The 22,884-nt window shown below is 42.0% G+C and carries 21 protein-coding genes and 1 other annotated feature (1 of these 22 only partly in view); of the genes, 9 read left to right on the forward strand and 12 right to left on the reverse strand.

Going from position 1 to position 22,884, the window contains the following annotated elements; all coding sequences use genetic code 11:
* Positions 1-38, forward strand: a binding site (T-box leader); it begins 174 nt to the left of the window's first position.
* Between the two features lie 82 nt (positions 39-120).
* Positions 121-1,464, forward strand: coding sequence for a sodium-dependent transporter (locus tag ACQKFO_RS20670; protein ID WP_427600665.1), 1,344 nt, complete (start codon positions 121-123; stop codon positions 1,462-1,464).
* A gap of 46 nt (positions 1,465-1,510) precedes the next feature.
* Here the strand turns inward: ACQKFO_RS20670 and ACQKFO_RS20675 are convergent, their stop codons facing one another.
* Positions 1,511-2,029: a superoxide dismutase family protein gene (locus tag ACQKFO_RS20675; protein ID WP_427600784.1), complete on the reverse strand. Its 519-nt coding sequence runs from the start codon at positions 2,027-2,029 to the stop codon at positions 1,511-1,513.
* Between the two features lie 388 nt (positions 2,030-2,417).
* Between ACQKFO_RS20675 and ACQKFO_RS20680 the strand changes: the two genes are divergently transcribed.
* The gene (locus tag ACQKFO_RS20680; RefSeq protein WP_427600666.1) at positions 2,418-3,380 is read left to right on the forward strand and encodes a S8 family peptidase; all 963 of its coding nucleotides are present in this window, start codon (positions 2,418-2,420) and stop codon (positions 3,378-3,380) included.
* Between the two features lie 218 nt (positions 3,381-3,598).
* Here the strand turns inward: ACQKFO_RS20680 and ACQKFO_RS20685 are convergent, their stop codons facing one another.
* Positions 3,599-3,838 carry a YkuS family protein gene (locus ACQKFO_RS20685; RefSeq protein WP_113968558.1) on the reverse strand — a complete coding sequence of 80 codons (240 nt, stop codon included), beginning with the start codon at positions 3,836-3,838 and terminating at the stop codon, positions 3,599-3,601.
* 61 nt (positions 3,839-3,899) lie between these two features.
* The gene (locus ACQKFO_RS20690) at positions 3,900-4,055 is read right to left on the reverse strand and encodes a hypothetical protein (protein WP_187443187.1); all 156 of its coding nucleotides are present in this window, start codon (positions 4,053-4,055) and stop codon (positions 3,900-3,902) included.
* Between the two features lie 146 nt (positions 4,056-4,201).
* Here ACQKFO_RS20690 and ACQKFO_RS20695 point away from each other — a divergent pair, with 146 nt between their 5' ends.
* Positions 4,202-4,639: a ferritin-like domain-containing protein gene (locus ACQKFO_RS20695; protein WP_427600667.1), complete on the forward strand. Its 438-nt coding sequence runs from the start codon at positions 4,202-4,204 to the stop codon at positions 4,637-4,639.
* 36 nt (positions 4,640-4,675) lie between these two features.
* Here the strand turns inward: ACQKFO_RS20695 and ACQKFO_RS20700 are convergent, their stop codons facing one another.
* On the reverse strand, positions 4,676-6,937 hold the full coding sequence (locus tag ACQKFO_RS20700) for a helicase C-terminal domain-containing protein (RefSeq protein ID WP_427600668.1): 2,262 nt from the start codon (positions 6,935-6,937) through the stop codon (positions 4,676-4,678).
* 99 nt (positions 6,938-7,036) lie between these two features.
* On the opposite strand from ACQKFO_RS20700, the gene ACQKFO_RS20705 reads away from it, so the two are divergent.
* Positions 7,037-7,636, forward strand: a complete 600-nt coding sequence (locus ACQKFO_RS20705) for a YczE/YyaS/YitT family protein (RefSeq protein WP_427600669.1) — start codon at positions 7,037-7,039, stop codon at positions 7,634-7,636.
* A gap of 49 nt (positions 7,637-7,685) precedes the next feature.
* Here ACQKFO_RS20705 and ACQKFO_RS20710 read toward each other — a convergent pair whose 3' ends face one another.
* Complete coding sequence (locus ACQKFO_RS20710; RefSeq protein WP_427600786.1) at positions 7,686-8,942, reverse strand: ATP-binding protein; 1,257 nt, start codon at positions 8,940-8,942, stop codon at positions 7,686-7,688.
* A 207-nt stretch (positions 8,943-9,149) separates the two neighbouring features.
* Positions 9,150-10,199, reverse strand: a complete 1,050-nt coding sequence (locus ACQKFO_RS20715) for a hypothetical protein (RefSeq protein WP_427600670.1) — start codon at positions 10,197-10,199, stop codon at positions 9,150-9,152.
* Between the two features lie 299 nt (positions 10,200-10,498).
* Between ACQKFO_RS20715 and ACQKFO_RS20720 the strand changes: the two genes are divergently transcribed.
* Positions 10,499-10,825, forward strand: a complete 327-nt coding sequence (locus ACQKFO_RS20720; RefSeq protein ID WP_341357296.1) for a cyclic-phosphate processing receiver domain-containing protein — start codon at positions 10,499-10,501, stop codon at positions 10,823-10,825.
* Positions 10,826-10,942: 117 nt separating this feature from the next.
* Positions 10,943-12,013, forward strand: coding sequence for an aromatic acid exporter family protein (locus ACQKFO_RS20725; RefSeq protein ID WP_427600671.1), 1,071 nt, complete (start codon positions 10,943-10,945; stop codon positions 12,011-12,013).
* Positions 12,014-12,065: 52 nt separating this feature from the next.
* Here ACQKFO_RS20725 and ACQKFO_RS20730 read toward each other — a convergent pair whose 3' ends face one another.
* On the reverse strand, positions 12,066-13,232 hold the full coding sequence (locus ACQKFO_RS20730; RefSeq protein WP_427600672.1) for an acyl-CoA dehydrogenase family protein: 1,167 nt from the start codon (positions 13,230-13,232) through the stop codon (positions 12,066-12,068).
* A 191-nt stretch (positions 13,233-13,423) separates the two neighbouring features.
* Between ACQKFO_RS20730 and ACQKFO_RS20735 the strand changes: the two genes are divergently transcribed.
* Positions 13,424-13,927, forward strand: a complete 504-nt coding sequence (locus ACQKFO_RS20735) for a hypothetical protein (protein ID WP_427600673.1) — start codon at positions 13,424-13,426, stop codon at positions 13,925-13,927.
* Between the two features lie 46 nt (positions 13,928-13,973).
* Here ACQKFO_RS20735 and ACQKFO_RS20740 read toward each other — a convergent pair whose 3' ends face one another.
* Positions 13,974-15,431 (reverse strand): alanine/glycine:cation symporter family protein, encoded by a 1,458-nt coding sequence (locus ACQKFO_RS20740; protein WP_427600674.1) that lies wholly within the window; start codon positions 15,429-15,431, stop codon positions 13,974-13,976.
* Between the two features lie 178 nt (positions 15,432-15,609).
* On the opposite strand from ACQKFO_RS20740, the gene ACQKFO_RS20745 reads away from it, so the two are divergent.
* A complete protein-coding gene (locus ACQKFO_RS20745; protein WP_427600675.1) occupies positions 15,610-15,858 on the forward strand; it encodes a small, acid-soluble spore protein, alpha/beta type in 249 nt (82 codons plus the stop codon).
* Between the two features lie 46 nt (positions 15,859-15,904).
* On the opposite strand, the gene ACQKFO_RS20750 is transcribed toward ACQKFO_RS20745, so the two are convergent.
* Entirely contained in the window at positions 15,905-16,549 is a 645-nt protein-coding gene (locus ACQKFO_RS20750) for a uracil-DNA glycosylase (RefSeq protein ID WP_427600788.1), read from the reverse strand.
* Positions 16,550-16,676: 127 nt separating this feature from the next.
* Here ACQKFO_RS20750 and ACQKFO_RS20755 point away from each other — a divergent pair, with 127 nt between their 5' ends.
* Positions 16,677-17,099, forward strand: coding sequence for a pyridoxamine 5'-phosphate oxidase family protein (locus ACQKFO_RS20755; protein ID WP_427600676.1), 423 nt, complete (start codon positions 16,677-16,679; stop codon positions 17,097-17,099).
* A 413-nt stretch (positions 17,100-17,512) separates the two neighbouring features.
* Here ACQKFO_RS20755 and ACQKFO_RS20760 read toward each other — a convergent pair whose 3' ends face one another.
* The 3 genes from ACQKFO_RS20760 to ACQKFO_RS20770 form a co-directional block, all read right to left on the reverse strand.
* Positions 17,513-19,294 carry an ABC transporter ATP-binding protein gene (locus ACQKFO_RS20760; protein WP_427600677.1) on the reverse strand — a complete coding sequence of 594 codons (1,782 nt, stop codon included), beginning with the start codon at positions 19,292-19,294 and terminating at the stop codon, positions 17,513-17,515.
* Complete coding sequence (locus ACQKFO_RS20765; RefSeq protein WP_427600790.1) at positions 19,287-20,975, reverse strand: ABC transporter ATP-binding protein; 1,689 nt, start codon at positions 20,973-20,975, stop codon at positions 19,287-19,289. The genes ACQKFO_RS20760 and ACQKFO_RS20765 overlap by 8 nt, the downstream gene beginning before the upstream one ends.
* Positions 20,976-21,206: 231 nt before the next feature.
* Positions 21,207-22,775 (reverse strand): mechanosensitive ion channel, encoded by a 1,569-nt coding sequence (locus ACQKFO_RS20770; RefSeq protein ID WP_427600678.1) that lies wholly within the window; start codon positions 22,773-22,775, stop codon positions 21,207-21,209.
* Positions 22,776-22,884 lie beyond the last annotated feature (109 nt).

The following is a 22,884-nucleotide window of genomic DNA, read 5'->3' on the forward strand; positions in this document are numbered from 1 at the left end:
AACTAGGGTGGTACCGCGATATCCAAATCGTCCCTACGATATGTAGGGGCGATTTTTTTATGTTGTTTGGCACCTATCCCACACGTCAATAATAATCAGAAAACAGAAAGGAGAATGAGAATGAGTCAACGCGAACAATGGTCATCAAAGATTGGGTTTATATTAGCGGCAGCAGGGTCTGCGATTGGATTGGGGGCAATATGGAAATTCCCTTATATCGCTGGTCAAAATGGAGGTGGAGCATTCTTCCTGATCTTTATTCTATTTACTTTATTACTCGGACTTCCATTATTACTGGCTGAATTCTCCATCGGGCGGACAGCCGGGAGCAATGCCGTTGATTCGTATCGAAAAATCGCCCCCGGCACGCGATGGCACTGGGTCGGGATTCTTGGGATGATCACATCCTTTATCTTACTTTCTTTCTACAGCGTGATCGGGGGATGGATTGTTGTTTATTTATTTAAAGCCATTACGGGTCAATTGAACAACCTTTCCTCAGATCAATACGCAGAAGTATTTGGTGCAACGATATCAAACCCTGTAACAAGTGTGTTTGTTCAATTCCTTTTCATCTTAATGACTATCATCGTGGTTTCTAAAGGAGTTCAAAAAGGGATTGAACTTGCAAGTAAAATCATGATGCCGGCATTATTTATTTTATTTTTTCTATTGGTCGTTCGTGCAGTAACCCTTGATAATGCAATGGATGGAATCACATTCCTGTTGCAACCTGATTTTTCTAAGGTGACATCACAAACGATATTAGAAGCGATGGGACAGTCGTTCTTCACACTGAGTGTGGGTGTATCGGTGATGGTGACGTATAGTTCCTACCTGCCGAAAACACAGAGCCTGCCAAGATCAGCCATATCCATTGTAGCTATGAATATCTTCATCGTACTGTTAGCAGGCTTGGCCATTTTCCCGGCAGTCTTTGCCTTTGATTTAGAACCTGGGGCGGGTCCGGTATTACTGTTTAATGTTTTACCGACCGTGTTCAGTCAACTTCCTTTTGGGATGTTCTTCTTTATTGCATTCCTTGTCCTGTTCTTGTTCGCTGCATTAACATCCGCGTTCTCCATGCTCGAAATCATTGTTTCGGTCATTTCAAAAGGAGAACCTGAAAAGCGCAAGAAATGGTCCTGGATCATCGGACTTGCCATCTTTGTTTTTGGTATTCCATCGGCATTATCATTTGGGATACTTGGGGATATCACTCTATTCGGTAAGACCATTTTTGACTTGGCTGATTTCGCTGTCAGCAATGTGCTGCTTCCGATTGGAGCATTGCTTATTGCATTGTTCGTACCTATGAAAATGAAGAAAACAGCATTATACGAAGAATTGAAGCATGGAAGTGGATTGAAGAGGGGATTATTCGAAGCCTGGTTCTTCCTGATCCGTTTTGTGGCTCCGTTGCTGATCGCAATTGTAATGCTTGATGTATTGGGCCTATTCTAAGAATATAAAAAGGGTTGACCTGTCTATAAGGTCGACCCTTTTTTCATTAGACCCCATACCCCATAACAATTCCGCATGCGAGCCTTTTCCCCGCATCTCCTGAGGGCTGTGATCTGTAGTCATCCGGGCTTTGATGGATGATGACCCCTTTGCCTATGACGTCTTTCACTTTGAATTTATTCGTAAAAAACGACATTTTAGCGTATCCGTCATTTGAGAATAATACAGGAAAATCACCCGCATGATTACCATGGGGCTGATCGGTGGGGTTCCAATGTCCCCCGGCAGAAGAGAAAGGTTCCTTTGGATCTCCTACTTCACAGACCCCCTTTTCATGTAAGTGAAATCCATGGGGACCGATCGGATTTTGCCCCCCTTTTCCTTCCTTATATGATGGTAAACCGGTTATCTCTGCATATACTTCAACTCCATTTTGCACTTCCCGAAAAAAAACATATCCCTGCAATCCTGGTGCTAATGGACCTCCCTGTATTTGAGCGAAGGCCATGTTTGGAGCGTTCCGATAATAGGAATAACCGGGATTCCCATATTGATAATAATTCATCATTGGTTCACCTTCCTTCAAAACATTTTATGTTGATAGTCTGGGTGACATGATGAAAAAACCAGAACTTCACTTTTTATCCAAACGTTTGTTTAACCTCTGAAAACCTTGTCTACTCAATGGTTCTTCCTCTCATTCAAACGTTTGTTTAAATTTTCAACATGAAGATCGACACTTTGATCCCTCCCCCGGAGGTTCTCACCCATTCTTCCATTGAATACTACCTGTGGAATATACCAAATCCCCTCCCCTATGCTTAAATAGGCGAAAATATGATTGGTTTTATTTTCCTATTACTATTATCCCTTTTCATTTTGTCCAAAAAATGTTATATTTTCAGAAACTTCAGATTTTTTTATTATGCAGTACCATTTTAGGAGGGATTGATATGCAAGGTGAAATTAGGTTAATTCCATATTTCATGGACGAAATGATTGTTGATGCAAATGAAATTCCTAAAGGCGTTGATTTAATCCAATCTCCTAGTATGTGGAAGAATGGATTCAAAGGAAAAGGGACGACAATCGCTGTCCTCGATACAGGCTGCGATATGAACCATCCTGATCTGGCAGGGAAAGTAAAGGGATTCCGCAATTTCACCGACGATGATAACGGTGCCGAAGATAACGTTACTGATTATAGCGGACACGGTACCCATGTGGCGGGTACGATTGCTGCAAGTGAAAATGGTGATGGGGTTATCGGGGTTGCGCCACTTGCCGATTTACTGGTTATTAAAGTACTGGCAGGCAGCCGTGGGAGTGGCAAATACGAATGGATTGTGAACGGAATTCTGTATGCCATCGAACAAAAGGTGGACATCATCTCCATGTCATTGGGAGGCCCCACTGACCACAAGCCTCTGCATGAAGCGATTCAAAAAGCGGTGGATGCAAATATATCAGTTGTTTGTGCAGCAGGTAACGAAGGTGACTCCAATAGCAGCACCGATGAGTTTTCTTTTCCCGCTTGTTACAATGAAGTGATTTCTGTAGGAGCCATCGACCTTCAAAGAAAATCTTCTTACTTTACGAATTCCAATAATGAAGTCGATTTGGTGGCACCGGGAGAACAAATTTTATCTACCATTCCTGGAGAAAAATACGCTAAGCTCAGCGGTACCTCCATGTCTGCTCCACACGTTTCAGGAGCATTAGCCCTAATCAAAGAATTCGAGCAAGTATCTTTTGACCGTAAACTTTCAGAAACCGAAGTGTATGCACAACTCATTAAACGCACCGTTCCACTCGGATTCCCAAAAACTTTGGAAGGAAATGGGTTGTTGTTTATCACAGCACCAGACCTACTGAGGGAGCACTTGAGAAACCAGCCGCTTGCACAGATTGGGTAACGGACTTTGTACATGTTGATTTTTGGCTCATTTCTGCTTGATAGGAAAGAACCCCCTGCCCAAATGCATTTGGGCAGGGGGTTCTTTCCTATCAAGCGACCTTTCAGCTTTGCTGAAAGGCGAGTGAAACGGACGTTTCACTCGAATGAGCCAAAAATCGTGCACTTACCCTTCTTATTACTGAAAAGAACAGCCATCAGAGACTGTTCTTTTTTCTACTATTGTAATCTGCTCTCAACTTGCTGACATACTTCATCAGCACTTAGCCCACTTGCTTCAATCACGGATCCTTGAGTAGCTACATTTTGAATCCCCATTACATTGGAATCCATCCCTGTCACTACGCAGCAGTCACAGCCGTTTGCATCTGTTTCCTGTTTTAATTCAACGACGTCATGCCCCTTTTCACGTAAGGCTTGCACGACGTTTTGTAAGGATTGTTCAACACCAATTCTCATGCCTTTACACCTCCTGGTTCTACATATAGGTTTTTCTTTCGGGGAAAAAGATATTCGTCATTTATTTTTTATTTACTTGTTTGCCACTTTTTTTCTGACTTTGACCTTTTGAATTCCCCACCTGAATATCAGATCCGAATTCTACATCATTTTTAGCCTTTTGCTTTGCCAACTGTTCAGATGTTTGGTCCATACTCTTCTTTCCCTGTTTAGACATTCTCATCCCTCCTCTGACTTTTATAGAATTAGAATCCCCATTTCAAGGCAAAATATTTGAAGGGCATTCGATTCCTTTCAGCATGTTTAATTTTCACTATGCCGGGTAAATATTTTATATAACAATAATTAAAGGGTGGTATTCAAATGGATGAAGCAAAATTAAAAGAACTGATTGATGGATTAAATGAAGATTTAGCAAATGAATATGCTGCAGTTATACTTTACACAAACTACGCTGCTGTCGTGAGCGGCTTATATCGTCAAATCTTAAAGCCTTTCTTCGAAGAGGAAATCCCGGATGAACAAGGTCACGCTCTATACTTAGCTGAGAAAATTAAAACATTGGGCGGAGATCCGACGACAACTCCAGCTGCAGTGAAACAAACAGATAATGTGAAGGAAATGCTAGAGGAAGGCCGTAAAGCTGAAGCTGATACAATCGAGCGTTATAAAGTACGTAAAGAGCAAGCTGAGGAGTTGGGTCTTGTCGAGCTTAGCATCAAGCTCGATGACATGATTGCAGATGAAACCCATCACCTAGAAGAATTCGATCGCTTACTAAAGGATCCTTCCTTTAACTAATTCACAAAAAAAGACCGCTATATCAGCGGTCTTTTCTCATGTGAAAATTCGATAATCCTTCCATTCTTCCAGCAGTAATGACTGATATTTCGGTGACAGATAACGATCGTCGATCAGCCTTAGGACTCCCGTATCCTCCTCTGAACGGATGAGTCTCCCTCCGGATTGAAATACTTTATTTAATCCCGGGTAGACATAAGCATAGTCAAACCCATTTAATCCCAGTTTGTTAAAATAGTTCTTTATGATTTCATGATCCCTGCTTGGCTGAGGAAGCCCTACTCCTACAACGAATACACCTTTTAATCGATCTCCTTTCAAATCAATACCCTCTGAAAAGATGCCTCCCAATACGGCAAATCCAATAACCGGACGGTCTCTGTCGCTTTGATACTCGTTTAAAAACTTTTCTCTGTCTACTTCTTTCATATTTGGCTCCTGGATGATGAATTCTGCATCCATTGCATCCTTATTCATTTCCTCGAAGGCTTCCCGCATATAAGCGTACGATGAAAAGAAGACCAGATAATTCCCTTTATTCTCATTAAACGCTTCTGTAATGGAACGTGTAATCGTGGAGAGGGTTCTTTCTCTATCCTTAAAACGGGTCGAGATTGGATGGATCCCCACTTGCCATTGTTCTTTTTCAAATGGCGAAGGAATCAGAAAACGATAATCCTCCTCGCCCCCACCCAGTTGCTGAAAATAGTACGAAAAGGGGTGAAGCGTAGCCGAGAAGAAAACTGATGATCGAAACGACCTCGTTATTTGATTAATAAGCTTTGAAGGATCAATGCAAAATAGTTTCACTTCTACATCTTTAGGTGTTTGATTGATAACAAAGCGATGTTCATCAGAAAAGAGGTTGGAAATCCTCACAAAATTTAATGCATCAAAGTATAATTGAAGAAATTCCTCAGACCAATCCATTTCCGCTTCTCCCAAGTGTTTTTCTGCTATCTCAATAAAGCTTTGCACCTCATTAACTAATTCTGCATCCATCTCATTACGCACATCGGCTACATATTCTTTTTTCAAACGGAGGAATTGCTTATTAACCGCGACAGAACTTTGCTTCAGGGTCATATGCTCCGGATACATTCTTTTTACTTCTAAAAAATCGGACTTTCTCAGGGTGGCTGAATACATTTCCCGTCCCCTGCCAACAAGATTATGTGCTTCATCAATGAGGAGAGTCGTCTTATTCTTCCCTTCATCACTCATTCTTTTTAATGAAACCTTCGGGTCGAAGATGTAGTTATAATCACAGATGACACCGTCTACTAAGTAAGAAAGGTCGATTGAAAATTCAAACGGGCATACCCGGTGCTTCCTGGCGTATGTTTCAACAATTGGGCGGGTGATGATGGTTTCGTGCGTTAAAATATCAATGAGCGCAGTGTTAATTCGATCATAATAGCCATTCGCAAATTCACAATATTCTTTCTGACAAATCGTTTCTTCCTGAAAGCAAATTTTGTCTTTTGCCGTAATGGTAATAGTCCTGTGTGACAATCCTTCCCGTTCTAAAAGAAGCAGTGCCTCCTCTGCGACAGTACGGGTAATCGTCTTGGCCGTCACATAAAACCATTTTCCATCCATCGCTTTGATCGCAGGAAATAAGGTTGAAATGGTTTTCCCTGTTCCCGTCGGGGCATTCGCATACAAAGACCTGGCTTCGGAGACCGTCTTATAAACGGCACCGGCAAGCTTTTTCTGCCCTTTTCGAAAAGTTGGATAAGGAAATTCCATGTCGGGAATACTCCTTATCCGGTTTTCCTGATTGGTGAGTAAAAGTGAAGCAAATGGAGTATACGCAACCAGGGTCTCATCAACGATGTGTTCGAGCTCTTCCATTGAATAAGTACGGTTGAAAGACTTCGTTTTTTCAGATTCTACCTCTATGTACGTGAGCTGCACCCCAATATCCTTCAGTTTCTTTTCTTTTGCCAATAAGTAAGCGTAGCATTCACCTTGAGCCCAATGGACCCTGGCACCTTCTTCGATGTGTGCTACTGGCCTTGCCGTTGATTTAATCTCTTCTACGATTACTTCCCCGTTTTCATAATGGAGCCCATCACAGCGGCCTTCCAGTTGATAGACAATATTCTCCACCAATCTCTCTCCTTTTAGGAAGACTTCTTTCTCATCACCTTCTTTGTATTCTTTCTGTAGTTTTTGATGAAGCTTTGTTCCGATGGCCATGGAAGAGCGGGCTTGAAACCTGACATCTATGCTTCCTTCTTTATAAACGAACTCTACTAATTCCCTGATTGAAATCTTGACCGTTTTCCTCATGTGCCTTCTCACCTCTTTCTTTCCCACACAAATTATCATTCTAATTCTTTTTAGTGAACATATATATTAGACAAGCTTTTCGAACGGAGGATTCGGGGAATGAAGGCAAGATTCATTTTTTATTGTATAGGATTACTCGCACTATCATTAGGTGTTTCTCTTATTATTAAAGGTGATTTGGGGGCGGCCCCCTGGGATGCACTGGCCGTTGGTGAATCTACTTTGTTCAACCTTTCAATCGGGACATGCATCTTCATCAATGGATGTATTCTCATCTGTATAAACGCTTTGTTATTAAAGGAGCCTATCCAATGGTTAGCTGCCCTCTCCATCTTCGTCATCGGGATGATGGTTGATTATTGGATCACGATCGGTCTTGGAGCACTTGAACCGGCCGGGTTTGTTCAACAGTTGTCCCTTGTGCTGACAGGTATATTGCTACTCGGTATTGGAATCTCCATTTATCTTCAAGCCAAGCTTCCTTCAAGCCCCATGGATACATTTATGGTGGCGATCCATAGACGGTTCGGCTTAAATTTACGAAATTCCCGTTTATTGAACGAGGCGATTGCCATTACGTTAGCCATGGTGTTTCATGGAGCGGTTGGCATCGGAACAGTGATTGTCGCCTGTACGCTTGGATTTATTATTCATATCTTCTATCCTATCATGGAACGTATGTACGGGAAATGGAGTTGATTGACTATTTATTTTGTCTTGTTGTCCATAAAAAAACACTTAGTGATTCCTAAGCGTTTTGGTTGTTCATATATGTATTGGATAGATTGGAATCAAATTTTGCAATCTTATCATTATTCAACGGAAGATCGATTGTAACGACTGTTCCTTTATTAACAATACTTGAATAATGGACATGACCACCCATGGCTTCAATGATGCGCAAGGACACTGAAGTACCTAATCCAGTACCTTGGACCTTTGTTGTAAAAAACAATGTCCCAAGTCGGGCGATTTCATCTTTGGTCATCCCTTTGCCTGTGTCTTCTACCGTGACGATGGCTTGTGTATGGGTGACTTCTAAATTCACGCTTACTTTTCCTTGAGGGGGGGTCGCTTCAATGGCATTCTTGATAATATTGACGAAGGCTTGCTTCAACTTATTTCGATCTGTTAAAAGAAATCCATCTTCTTGGAGGTCCACTTCAAGGTATACTCCCTCTTTGAGGGCATACGCATTCAGGAGGACCGTGACATCCGAGAGCACCTCCTTTACATTGATTTTCTCTATCTTTTCGAACTCAGGCTTGGCAAAGTTCAAATAATCATTAATGATTTCCTCTGCCCTCCCTAACTCACTTAATACGATTTTCAAATATTCCTCATGAGTCCCTGTTACTTGCTTCTTCATTAATTGAAGGAATCCCTTGACGACGGTTAGAGGATTTCGCACTTCATGAGCAATGGAAGCAGCAAGCTCTCCCAGTGTATTAAGTTTTTCAGATTTCAGGATCTCTTCACGAAGCAAACGCTTTTCAATCATCCACTCATTGAGTTGTGCAGCTACACCGACCCCCAACACCTGGATGCCCCCGAATATCAAGACGTAGATCCCCATTTCTTTATTACCCGAAACAGGAACTCCCGCAATGAATGCGAATGAAAGTAGAATCCCAAGCATCACTAGCGCTGGCCAAAATCCAAGTAATACGGCAAATGTTACACGTTTCTTTGGTGGAAATGTCCAGAATCGATTTGAAATCAGGAACGGAAGGGTTCCTGCAAGAAACGCACTTACAAATCCGAAAATGATGGCATCCCCACCGTTGATGATCCGTGCGGTTATAATAAATACAAGAACAATGATCCCTGCTTTTCTTCCTCCATATAGCATTGAAAGAACCAATGGAATGTATCGGAAATCCCAATACAATCCGAAACTTTCATAAGCGAATATTAAACACATAAACGCGGCAATCCCATGTAATACACCGATGAAAACAGGTGATTTTCCAAGCCTGTGGTTTTCAAGGAGTGAAGTTTGAATGAGAACAGGAGCCAATATAATCAATACATGTAATAATAATTTCTCGATAATCATCGAATTGTCTCCCATTAAATAGAATCATTACTTTACACATACGACAAAATTCTCGTAATTCCTCTTTCATCTCTCATAAAATTAAGAAAAAAGTAACAGGAAGAGGGACGGACCTCGAGCATTGCTGTCGAGGTCCGTCCCTTAAGTGAGATTCTAATTCAGTTTCCCTTTGTAGGTGAGATCTTTTGGTTCAAGGTGGTTGTATTGTCCTTGGAGTATTTGTTGAATGTCTTGGATGGTCTGTTGGATTCCTACGGTTTGCCCTTTTATTTTGGTGAATTCTTCTGCCACGTAGAATGGCTGGCTCAAGTAGGCTTCCAGCCTCTCACCTATCTGAAATAGATTGAGATCCGCTTCAGGTATTTTATCTTTACCGATTGTATTCATGAGGACGCGAATTTCTTTGTAGCGTCTTAGCAGCTTCTTCGCTTTCTTGTGGATAGTTGTGTGGCTTGAGTCCAGGGCATCATCTTCAAGTAAAATCGATGTAGACTGCACCGGGTGGATGGCTGGGTACATCCCCCGGGTAGAGAGATCAATATCGAAGTAACATAGCGTATCAAGTGGACCGAACGGGTCGTCTTCATCCACTGCTTCACCGGTGGGATCAAACAATACAGTAGTGATTTCCGGATAGCTCTCTCCTTCGAATCGTTCTCTCAATTCATATAATTCACCTGACACAATATAGGATCGGTCAACATACAGGAGAATTCTGTCTTTATCCTCTATTAGGCTGACTTCTGCAAAGGCTTCATCAATCGAGTGGCATTTCGCATCAACAAACCCTTCAAGATCACTCAATCCAGGATAGGTTTTATCCGGCGTCAACAAGATTGATTGATATCCTTTTTCTTTTAGCACTTTCGTCATTTCTGCTAAAACAACAAATTGACCAACCTGTGCTCTCGCCACGAATCCATTCGTTCCGCCTTGGACAATCGGGGCAAACAAATCGAGCGTTTTGATTCCCGTTTCAATCATAGTTAGTTTCCCTCCTTGAATAATTAATTCATCCAGCGTGCAGTTGGCCAGATTCGCTAGTGTTACAATCGTTTTCACTTCGGCACGACCTACAGAAATTTTACCAGTACATAGATTGGATACCGTTGCAGGTCTTAACCCTACTGTTTTGGCAGCTGATGTTAAATTGGGTACACGCCGCCGAAGTAATGAAACATTCAACCTTAAATTCTCTTTCATGGTAAATATCCCCTCCTTACTTTATAAGGTAATACATTTTACTTTTAAAAGCAATATAATTTATCATCAAAACGTAATTTTTTTACTTTTAGGAGTAATTTATAGATACAAGGTGGAAAACCCCCTTTGCAGAAAATAGTCATTTCCTTCTATCACCTAGCAATTCCATAAAGATTAACCCCCATAATACAACAAAAAAATTACAATTATATTTGTAATTATCATACTATTTACCTATATAAGTATTTGTCAATGTCTGTTAGGCTTAAATTAAGTCAAATGACGAAAGAAGAATTAATATGACAGTAAATGTATTTTTAGACGATTATCGCCACTGTCCTCAAGGGTACATTCTCGCGAAAGACATCGATGAATGTATTGACCTGCTTCTGAATTTTTCTATCGCTCATCTTTCATTGGATCATGACTTGGAAAGCAAGACCCGTAATGGATTAATGCTCGTACACTATATGGTAGAAAAGCAGCTATTTGCAGAACGCATCACGATTCATTCCGCCAACTCTGTTGCAGGCAAACAAATGTTCAAGTATTTAAAAGAGGCTCAGAGTGAACACAAGATGCCTAAATCAATCAAGATCATATTACGACCTTTACCTCTAAGATGAGTTATCATATAAAAAAGAACTGTTCCCGGAACAGTTCTTTTTTTGTCCATTCATTTCAATTGGGTTTTTCTTACTTTATAATGAAGGCGACAGCAATTTGTAAAAGAGGGTTAAATTATGGAGTTTCTGAAAAAATTTCAATTTGTCGGAGGCAGAATAGCCAAAACCGGTATTGCCGTTTTTTTAACGGCTCTTGTGTGTGGGCTTTTAAATTGGCCAGCGACCTTTGCCGTCATCACAGCCATAGTCACCATTGAGCCTACAGCCGCCAATTCAATCAAGAAAGCATTCATTCGCTTCCCCGCTTCGGCGATAGGAGCACTATTTGCGGTGATCATTGCTTCCTCGTTCGGGGATCACCCCATTACATATGCGCTGGTCGCGCTGCTTACAATCATTACTTGCCACAAGCTCCATTTAGGGGCAGGCATCCTGGTCGCTACATTAACAGGGATTGCCATGATCCCCACCATACACGATCACTACGTAGCTACCTTTTTCATTCGCCTGGGCACGACCACCATCGGGCTGATTGTATCAACATTAGTGAACTTGTGGATCCTTCCACCAAAATACTCGAAAACGATTACGACCAAGATTCATAATCTCTATTTCAAAACGGGCAATCTATTAGAAAAAAGAGGCTCTGAAGTTCTTCAGAATCACTCTCTTCACCGTGATACAAAGTTGATCTTCAATGATATTTTAAGAGACATAGAATCGACGGACACCCTTTGCGAATATCAAAAGGAAGAATGGAAGCTTCACCGCTCCAGTCGTGAAGAATTACGTTATTTCCATTATGAGTATAAAAAACTTAACCTTTTAAGGCAGATCCTTTTTCATATTGGCAACTTAATATACTTACCTGTTCAGTATTCATTCAGTGAAGAAGAGAAAGATCGTATTTTACATGCGACTCAATCGTTGAAAGGGATCATGCATCATCCCTCGTTTCACATACCTGAACAGCATTTCACCTTAATGAAAGACTTACTCGAGGAATTTTGGGAAGATCATGAGGGCCTTCATACGAAACCCTTTCAGTCCATGAAGCATCACTTTTCCTGTGAGACGGTCATGCTTTACGAATTACTATCCATTCACGACCTATTAGAGGAGCTCAGTGAAATACATGTGTTAGAAGCCCAGCACCAAACCGTCCTTGAGAAAACGCTACACCCATAGACACTCAGAAAGGTATAGACAAACTACTGTCTATACCTTTTCTATTCAAAACTTATTTTAAAGCATTATTCGCTAGCATTGCTATCACCATATCATCCATGGGCGGATTGTGGAGACCGGCCCTGACATCACGGTAATAACGTTGCATTGGATTCGAGCGGAAAAGACTTCTTGCTCCAACGATCCTCATGGCAGTATCGACGATGTGAAAGGCACTGTTTGTAACAACATGTTTCACAGAGGCAAGCTCCGAAGCCATGACTTTCCGTTTTTCAGGCTCCCTCACCCACTTATCTGCCACCGAATAAAGAATTTGCCGAGCCTTGAATAGCTCTAATTCAATTTCACCAATTTTCCGTTGAACTTCAGGAACATCCTTGATCGGTCCCGGCAGACTGTTTGGTGAATAGTCCTTCGCAAATTGGATGGCATAGTTGCGTGCAGCAATCGCAACACCTATATAGCAGGCAGGTATGTGCAGGAGCCATGCTTTAGGAAGATCATTTTTCCCACTTGGATTTACACTATCACGTTCGACCAGGGCATAAGATGGGAGATGAACATCCGTGAGAACGAGATCATCACTCCCCGTCCCCTTCATGGAAATCGTATCCCATGTATCTTCAATGCTTACTCCTTCCAAGTCATGATTCACCAAGAAGAACCCCTTATCTTCGGTGTCACCGATTGTTGCTGATACTAGAGAGTAATCCAGAATTCTCGCCATAGAAGTAAAGGACTTCCTGCCGTTTAAATTCCATCCCTCTTCGGTTTTCACTGCTTTGGTTTCGGGAAGTCCTCCACGAGTGGGACTCCCCGTTGCCGGTTCGGATGCTGCCCGGTTAATGAGAGCGCTATTTGTGACAATCTCCTCACAAAGTTCCTTGAACACTCCTTCATCCCACGTCCGGGTTTCCGTCAGTTCCATCAATCCCCCGAGATGCCAGCCAATGGACAAAGCCGTTGCCGCATCACCTGTCGCAAGCCTTTCTTGAACCATTACCAGTTCATATAAGCTGATTTCTTCCCCACCGTACTCTTTAGGAAGAGATAATGTTCCATATCCCTTTTTCTTCAGGTCGTTGAAATTTTCATAAGGAAATTCATCTTCCCTGTCATACGCTTCCCCTCTCTCAGAGAACGCATCAGCAAGCTCACCAGCTAAATCAACGAGATTTCTTTGACGGTCATTCTGTATATACGGTTCATATATGTCCATTAAAACAGCACCTCCTGTTTAAGATCAGGTTTTACTTCTTCTATTTATCATAATCAATTCACATGTCTAACTCAAAGATATTGTTTACTAATCTTATCGGAATACACCCTTACCATTATCCGTATAAATCTATTTTCATTAAACCACTCTAAGGGTAAGATATCTAGTCATCTTTTTAGGAGGGATTCACCTTGAGTCATAGAAAAAATAAACTTTACATACTTCTTCTGATGCTCTCTTCTTGGGTATTCCTCTTACTAGCAGGGAAAGAGAGTTTAATAAAGTATTTACCTGCCTCTATGTTTATGTCATTCCTCGTTTATTCAGAAAATGTTTTCGCAGAAAGAGTGAAATGGTGGACCATCACTACCAGGCTTTTCCCGAATGTGAATGGCATTATGCCTTTTGTGATTGGGGTTTTTTTGAGCGGTTCTGTTTGGATTCTTAAATTCACCTATAAAAACATTTATCTTTATGTATTGGTCAATTTCCTTGTCGATACGTTCTTTACATACCCTTTCTACTCCCTTTTCAAAAAACTCGGTGTGTGGAAGCTAATCCGCTTAAGGCAGTATCAGCTATCACTTCTGTTCTTTGTTAAATCATTACTAATGTATGCGTTTCAGAAGTTTATCGGTGACCGGCTTTATTCGAAAAATGAAAGACCTGCTTCTAAACAACAAGGTCTGTATTAACCGAAAAAACCTGCTGCCCATATAGGCAACAGGTTTTTTTTATGGGTTAAGATGCATTTTCCTTGTCTTCTACTTTATATTCCTGCTCCCAGAATTCTGCATTTTTGATGCCGAGCTTTGTAGAGTTGAAGACTGGATCAAGACCTTGTTTCTTCTGCTCTTCGTAATCCTTGAGCGCTTTTAATGCAGGTTTAGCCAGAATAAGGATGGCGATTAAGTTCAGCCATACCATGATTCCAAGACCGATATCACCTAACGCCCATGCTAAAGCGGCTTCTCTCACTGCTCCGTAGAATGTAGCAGCAAGCAGAACAAACTTTAAGATGGTCATCGCCACTTTTGAATTCTTACCTCTCAATAGGTAGGCAACATTCGTTTCCGCCATGTAGTAGTAAGCCATAATAGTTGTAAAAGCAAAGAAGAATAAGGCGATCGCGACGAATGATGCTCCGAATCCAGGGATGACTGATTCAATCGCTGCCTGTGTATAACCAGGTCCAGCTTCAATACCTTCTAAATTGTTCGCAAGCATTGTTCCATCAGGAGCTTCTGTGTTGAAGGACCCAGTAAACAAGATCATGAATGCTGTAGCCGAACAAACCAGAAGAGTATCGATGTAAACGGAGAACGCTTGAACCAGCCCTTGTTTAGCAGGGTGGGACACTTCAGCTGCCGCTGCAGCATGTGGTCCTGTACCTTGTCCTGCTTCGTTGGAATAGATTCCTCGTTTCACTCCCCAAGATACAGCCATCCCGATGATCCCACCGAATGCTGAATCAAAGCCGAATGCACTTTTGAAGATAAGAGCAAAAACTGCCGGAATTTCAGTGATATTCATTCCTACAATGATAAGAGATAGAAGAATATAGGCAATCGCCATAAATGGGACTACGTAAGAAGCTACTCCAGCGATACGTTTGACCCCACCGAAAATGATGACTCCGATTAACACGACAAGACCAATACCAGTTACGGTTGTACTAAGCCCAAATGCATTTCCAAGTCCCAATGCAATGGAATTCGACTGAATTCCAGGCATTAATATACTCATCGCAAGCAATGTAGCCAGTGAGAAAAGAACGGCATACCATTTCCAACCGATCCCTTTTTCAATATAGTAGGCTGGTCCTCCACGGTATTCCCCATCCTGCTTCACTTTGTAGATTTGAGCAAGTGTGGATTCGATGAAGGCACTACTTGCACCGATAAAAGCAATCGTCCACATCCAGAAAACCGCCCCTGGACCACCGAAAGCGATGGCCGTTGCTGTACCGGCGATGTTACCCGTCCCGACACGTCCCGATAACGACAGCGCCAAGGCCTGGAATGAAGACACACCTGCTTTGGAGCTCCCCCCCTTAAACATTTGAACCACCATATCTTTAATCAACCGGACTTGTAAAAACTTCGTTAAAATAGAAAATAATAATCCTACACCCAAACAGAAGTAAATCATGACCGGAGACCAAAGGATCCCTACCAACTTGCCAACTAATTCTTCCATGGCATTTCCCCCTTTTCTTTGTAAAAATAATCTAACTATTAAGAATTATATTTTATTTGACACAAATTAGACAATCTTTTTTTATGACGAAATTTTCTTAAACGTGGAAAAACCCTTATATGCCAAGACTCTATACTCATAAAAAAATATTTGGGCAATCTAAAAAAGGGGTGAAAATATGTCGAGAAGAAAACTTCTTGTACCTGAATCCCGGGCCGCAATGGATCAATTAAAAGCGAAAGTTTCTGGTACACAAGATCCCAAAGAAGCGAAATATGAAATCGCCAAGGAACAAGGTATTCCTCTTCAAAGAGGTTATAATGGAAAATTAACTTCAGAGCAGGCAGGAAAAGTTGGCGGAAGGATTGGCGGTAACATGGTGAAGGAGCTTGTGAGAATGGCTCAGGAGAATTTAAATGAAAAATAGCTTAAGAAAAGGCCGGCATTTAAATAAATGCCGGCCTTTTCTTATGTTATTTCCCCCTGAGGATTTCTTTCAACTTATCCAGGTCTTTATAGATTTCCTTTTCTAATGAGCGATTGTAGAAAATCGATGCAGGATGAAAGGTGGGAAAAATCGAGTAGCTTTCATCGCTCATGATCCATTCATTTGAATCAAGATCTTTTAACCGCCTGATTTTAGCGTGAATCAGCTCACCATGCACTTGTGAGATCGTGTACTGATTCCCCAATAGTCTTTGTAACCCGATATTCCCCAAGGTTACAAGCTGTTTTGGCTTAATATGCTGAAGCTCATAATCCAGGATGGGAGCATGGGCCAGCTGTTCCTTACGATTAGGGGCCCTGTTATACTTCTTCTCCACGATCTCATTCTCCCCTCCTTTCTTAGGGACAATTTTATAAGGTCTGCTTCTGACCGTTGAGGTAAAATAAATGTCTTCCCTTGGAACCTCCAGATACTGAAAGAACTCATCCAACACTTTTCCTGCCCGTCCACTAAACGGCATTCCATTATGAATCTCGGTTTCACCCGGGGCTTCCCCGACAATCATGATCGTCGGCTGCCCGGGGCCGCGTCCGTATACAAACCCCTCACAGGGATAGGGCTCCATCCTTTTCTTACAGAGATCGACTAATTCTTCAGGTATCACGCTCATCATCCTTTGTGTATTCGTTATTCCCGTTATTCCCGGACAGCACCCCAAATACACATTCCCATGTTTATTTCACCTTAATAAAAGGAATAGTATGGATATAAATGAACCTTTAAAGGAGATGGATTGTGTGTCACAAGCTGAACTGAAACAACAAATCTTAAAAGTGCTCGACGAAAGCAAAGTAGGGACACTGGCAACGGTAAAAAATAATAAACCTCATTCCCGTTATATGACTTTCTCACATGATGAGTTGACTCTATATACGTCAACAAACAAGGAAACCCATAAGACAGATGAAATTGAGGACAATCCCAATGTACATATCCTTCTTGGTTACGAAGGAGAGGGGTATGGAGATACCTTCGTCGAAATCGAAGGTCGCGCCTCCATTGAAGAGTCTTCTCATTATAAGGAAAAACTATGGAATGACCATATGAAAAGATGGTTTGAAGGTCCAGACGATCCGAATTACATCGTCTTGAAAATCCAACCTGTCAGCATCCGCTTAATGAATGACGATGAGGATTCGCCGCAGTCACTTGAATTATAATTCAAATTTCCTTGACACGTTTTAATATTGATGTTATATTTATTTATTGTAATCTTGTAACATACATTGAAACGATAGAGAAGATAATTCGTAATTCTATTCTGTTTTGATTTAACAACTTATTCACACTGGATCGGCTTCGGAGCCGTTAGGATGTAAGAGAGGTAGGGCTTACGTCGTTTAGGTATATCAAACGACTCAAGGAATTGCCCGCGGCTGTTTATTATCTGCAAACAACGTTCAAGATATAAATATATTACTTGTGATGTTGCAAGTTACAGAGTTGTCTTTATCCGATTAAGGCAACACCAGAGGGATCGCTAACGGGATGATTAGCCCCTTAATGACAAAAACACCTCAAAAGTGCTGACTTTTGAGGTGTTTTTGTGTGTTTTGAAAATTCACACAACCTATCATCCGCTCTCCTTCAGCTGACTATGATACAACCCATGATAAAACCCTTTCTGCTTCAAAAGCTCATCATGAGATCCCCGTTCAATGATCTTTCCTTGATCAAGGACCAGTATTTGATCGGCCTGGCGGATGGTGTTAAGACGGTGGGCCACCACTACACTGGTTCTCCCCTTCATCAATCGTTTGAGAGCTTCCTGGATCTTCAGCTCTGTAATCGTATCGATGCTGCTCGTGGCTTCATCAAGAATAAGGATGGAAGGGTTTGAAAGGATCGCTCTTGCAATGGATAATAATTGTTTCTGTCCCTGGCTGATCCCACTGCCATCATGTCGTAATAAAGTATCGTAGCCCTCAGGCATTTTCTCTATGAAGGAATGGGCATTGGCCAATTTAGCCGCTTCCCTTACTTCTTCATCGCCCGCATCGAGTCTGCCGTAACGGATATTGTCTGCAATCGTTCCTTGAAACAGGAAGCTATCCTGCAGGACAAATCCCATTTGCTGACGAAGACTCCTCCGTTTAATGGTTTGGATGTTCTGGTCATCAATCTCAATGGTTCCTTCATTCAGTTCATAGAAACGGGACAGCAGGTTGGTAATCGTCGTTTTACCTGCTCCGGTCGGTCCGACCAACGCAACGGTCTCACCCGGCGTAATCGTGAAGGATACATCCTGAAGCGTTTGATCCCCTTTTTCATAGGAAAAGGATACATGACGGAATTCCACTTTACCTTCAACGGAATCGATTTCCACGGCATCCGCCTCATCCTTCGCTTCTTCCTCTTCATCTAAAATTTGAAAGACACGCTCAGCACCGGCAATGGCAGATAATAAAGTGTTATATTGATTTGCTAGTTCATTCAACGGACGGGTGAATTGACGGGCATACTCAGCGAAGATCACAATCACTCCAATGGTTATCATGCCATTTAATGCGAAGATCCCCCCGACTCCGGCAATGACGGCAAAACTTAAATTGTTCAACACATTCATCAGTTTTGGGATAAACCCGGAATAGGTATCCGCCCAATAAGCAGACGATCGCAATGTTTGATTTTTTTCCCCGAAATCTTTTATAGCGGTTTCTTCACGGGAAAAAGTCTTGATGATGCTGTGCCCTGAAATCGTCTCTTCAATATAGCCATTCAGCTCTCCGATATTTTGTTGATATTGTTTAAACAATCGTCCTGTCCTTTTGGTGATCCACCTCATCCCGAGAGCCATGAGAGGAACGATGGTCAATGTGATCAAGGTAAGCAACGGACTGAGCCAGAGCATGATCGTGACGGTCCCTACTAACGTCAGGACACTGGATATGATTTGAATGAACGAGCTATTCAACGTGGCACTTACATTATCAATATCATTTGTCACCCTGCTCATTAATTCCCCATGCTTCCGTTTGTCAAAGAAAGGGATCGATAGTTGATGCAATTGGTGAAAAAGGTCCTTCCGCAAACGGTAGACCGTATCCTGAGCCACACCGATCATCCAATAATTTTGGAACCATACGGACAGGGAATGGAAGATGTACACGGCTATTAAACCTAAAACAAGCCCAATCAATCCGGAAGTTTCTTTCGTTACAATGTATTCATCAATTGCTTTCCCAACAAGGAATGGCCCCAGAAGAGCTGCTGCTGAACTAATGAACACCATTAATATCACGAGGTACAGGATCACTTTCATTTCGGAAAGGTAGTTCCAAAGACGACGCAGCGTCCCTCTTGCATCTTTCGCTTTATCGTTTTTCCCCAGTCTCTTTCGCACATGCCTAGACATGATGTATTTCCTCCTCTCCGAATTGGGATTGAAAAATCCGCTGATAGAGGGAGGAGTCTTTTAATAGGGAGGTATGGGTCCCTTCTCCGATTAACACTCCATCTTCCAAGAGCAGAATCTTATCAGATTCCATGGCTGTACTTATTTTTTGTGTAATGATCATCGTCGTACATTCGTATTGTTTAAGGGCTTGAAGCAGCTTGGATTCTGTTTTCAAATCCAAAGCACTCGTACTATCGTCCAGTAATAATATCTTTGGTTTTCGAATGAGCGCTCTCGCAATCGACAGACGCTGTTTCTGTCCCCCTGAAAGATTGACCCCCTTTTGACCGAGTGCTGTATCATACCCTTGGGAAAGATTCATAATGGTTTCATGGATTTGGGCATCCCTTGCTGCTTGGATCATCTCTTCCCTTGTGGCATCTTCTTTTCCCCATAGGAGGTTTTCTGATATTGAACCAGAAAACAGTACTGCTTCCTGAGGCACGTACCCAATATTTTTCCGTACGTGGTTCAAAGGAAAGGAGCGGATGGCCTTACCGTCCAGTTCCACTACCCCCTCTGTCGCATCGTATAGGCGTGGTATGAGTTGGAACAGTGATGTTTTGCCTGATCCTGTCGCTCCCAGGATAGAAACCGTCTCACCTGCCTCCACTTTAAACGATAGACCTTCAAGCACCTTGCCTCGGGTTGAAGGGTAATGAAACGAGACATCCTTAAAGGTAATCTCTCCGTTCACCACAGTGTTTTCTTGTCGGACTTCTTCTCCGTCTATTAAATCTACCTCTGTTTGAAGAACTTCTTCTATCCGTCCGGCGGAAGCTCTTGCTCTTGAAAAACTCGTAATGATAAATGAGAAAATTGAGAAAACAGAAGAGATTCTCGTAACATAGGTGATGATCGCTACGACTTCTCCTACCTTAGCTCCACCTGAGGCAACATCTATACTTCCGAACCACAAAACGGATAGGAGGGCCAGATTCATCACAAGCATCAGAAGTGGCATGATGATCTCCATAAAGCGAAGAGCCCGGACAGTCCGATCCTTCAAATCTTCATTTGCTCCATGAAATCGGCCTTCTTCATACTTGCTTCGAGTATAAGCCTTGATTAACCTCATCCCGGAGAGGTTTTCCTTCATGACGTCGTTTACTTTATCCAGACGGGATTGAACTCTTTCAAAAAGGCTCCATCCACGTTTCAGGACCCATAACAGGAACATCCATAATACTGGAATCACGATTAATAAAATAAGGGCCAGACGAACATTCACGATGAGTGCCATGATCGTTGATCCGACAACAAGCAGGGGGGCTCTTAGCATAATGCGTAAGCTCATGAAGATCGTATTCTGCAGTTGCCTTACGTCATTTGTCATCCTGGTGATCAAGGATGAAGTCGGGAGTTTGTGAAAGCTTGCAAAGGAAAACGACTGAACCTTTTTATATAAGCTCTCCCGCACATCATAGCCAAATCCCTGACTCGTATGAGCGGCGAAAAATGAATTTGTCACGCCTGAAATAAATGCAAGGAGAGACATCCCCACCATAATGAAGCCCCATTTCATCACCACGTCCAAGTCTCCATTCATAATCCCTTCATCAATAATCCGTGCCATAAACAGCGGATTTAGTAGTTCTACAGCAAGCTCTACCAGCATTAAACTCCAGGCAACCGCCATGGCAGCACGGTAAGGCTTTAAAAAACGTATGACCTTCAAATGAACACCCCTCCGACAAAAAACTTCCATTATGTATATATATGTATCATCATATCGTTTTTTTATTCCGGGTGGTAGTTGGAAGTGTTAATGCAGAAGCTGAAGGTCATTCTCGTAGGGTTTATCAAATCTATATCAATATTCCCTAACAAAAAACCACACGATCCAAAAAGGACCGTGTGGTTTTTACACTTATTGATTGAAAGGAGGTGTATCCGTTCCGCCTTTGTCAGGCCTGTTCTTTTCTTCTTCAATTTTCCGATCCAGTTTAGAAAGATATTTTTGAGCAAAGTCCTTCCCACCCAGGCCAAAGGCCAAACCGAAGGCTAGTGCCAGTCCACCAAGAATCAGCATGAAGGCAATGTTGACGATGGAATCAGCCACTTTTAATTGATCCAAAGCCATAAAGAAACTTAAGGCAATGATGGCATATTTCGTGATAGTCGAAAGTACTTGGAAGTGATCACTCAATACGTTGGATATGATGCTCTTCACTAAGTTCCCTAAGTATAAGCCTGCCCCAAGAATGACGATGGCTGCCAATACATGTGGTAAATAAGCAAGAACACCTGTTGCCAAAGCTACCAGGAATTCCAATCGTACAATTTCCAGGGCTTCTACTACAAAGAGGAACACAATGATGATTTGAACGACTCTACCTACAAGTCCTGATAGATTCATATAAGTTGAGCCGGTTGATTCATACGGATTCTTATTCGTATGAATCCGTCCAATCCCCATATTACGTAATAGAGAATTGAATCCTACCCGGTTCAATAAACGTGCAACCATGGCTCCAACCCATTTACCCACCCAGATTCCCGCGAGAATGAGCAGAATCGCAATCGCAATGTTCGGAAGCATAACCAGTACCTGATTCAGCATGTTAATCGCCGGCTCTGAAATCCCACGAATGTCCAGTTGATCTAAAGCAGAAATCGTAACCGGAATCATGATGAGTACGAATACAATCGTACCAATGACCGATGAAACCGTTGTTCCTTGAAAGAGCTTGCCAATGCCGAATCGTTCAGAAACTCTCTCTGTTCCAATCGCCTGTAAAAAGTTCGTGACGATATCCCGGACAATTTTGGCTACAAACCAGCCAACGAGGAGAATGATAGCTGCGGCAAACAGCTTAGGAATAAACCCTAGGAAGTTTTGGAGCATTTCAGTGAAAGGCCCTGAAACCCCAGTGATATTAAGAGCCGCTAATACTCCCGGTAAGAATATGAGAAGCACGAGATAGAATACAATTCTTGCAGCCGTATAGACATATCGATGTACATCATTTTCATCTTTTGCTAATTTAGATCTTACCAGCGTGCTTTTAACTGCAGGTCTTGTACCCAGTTTCTCAATCAACACCTTCAGTACAGAGGCAACAATCCATGCAAATAATAGAATGAGTGCCGCTTTTAATACATTTGGAATCGCTGCCGCCATCGTACTCAACATACCGACCAATGGTGAAGCAATAAAGTTCAAATCAAGCATATTAAAGAAGGCAATAAACACGAACACAAGCAGAATAAAGTACACAATTTTACTAATGACTTTCTCCGATGTCCATTTCCTTTCTCCGTTCCTGCTGCCAAAATAAAGGTTGTCATCAATCTTCATCCGTTTTAAAATTCCGTATACGGCTTTTTCAACAGCCTTTGCTATGATCCAACCAATTAATAATACTAGTAGAGCCAATAACAGATCAGGAAGCTTCCCTAAGTACCCGTACCATTCTTGAGTTATATCATTGTTCATTCAATGTTCTCCCTTCAATTATGGAAATTGTAAAAAGCTAATACTTATCTACCCATAGATTTTTTTTCAAAACCTGACAAAAAAAGATAGTCTAAATGATTCATCAGGG

The sequence above is a fragment of the Rossellomorea sp. NPDC071047 genome (assembly GCF_050270195.1).
Taxonomy (GTDB): domain Bacteria; phylum Bacillota; class Bacilli; order Bacillales; family Bacillaceae_B; genus Rossellomorea.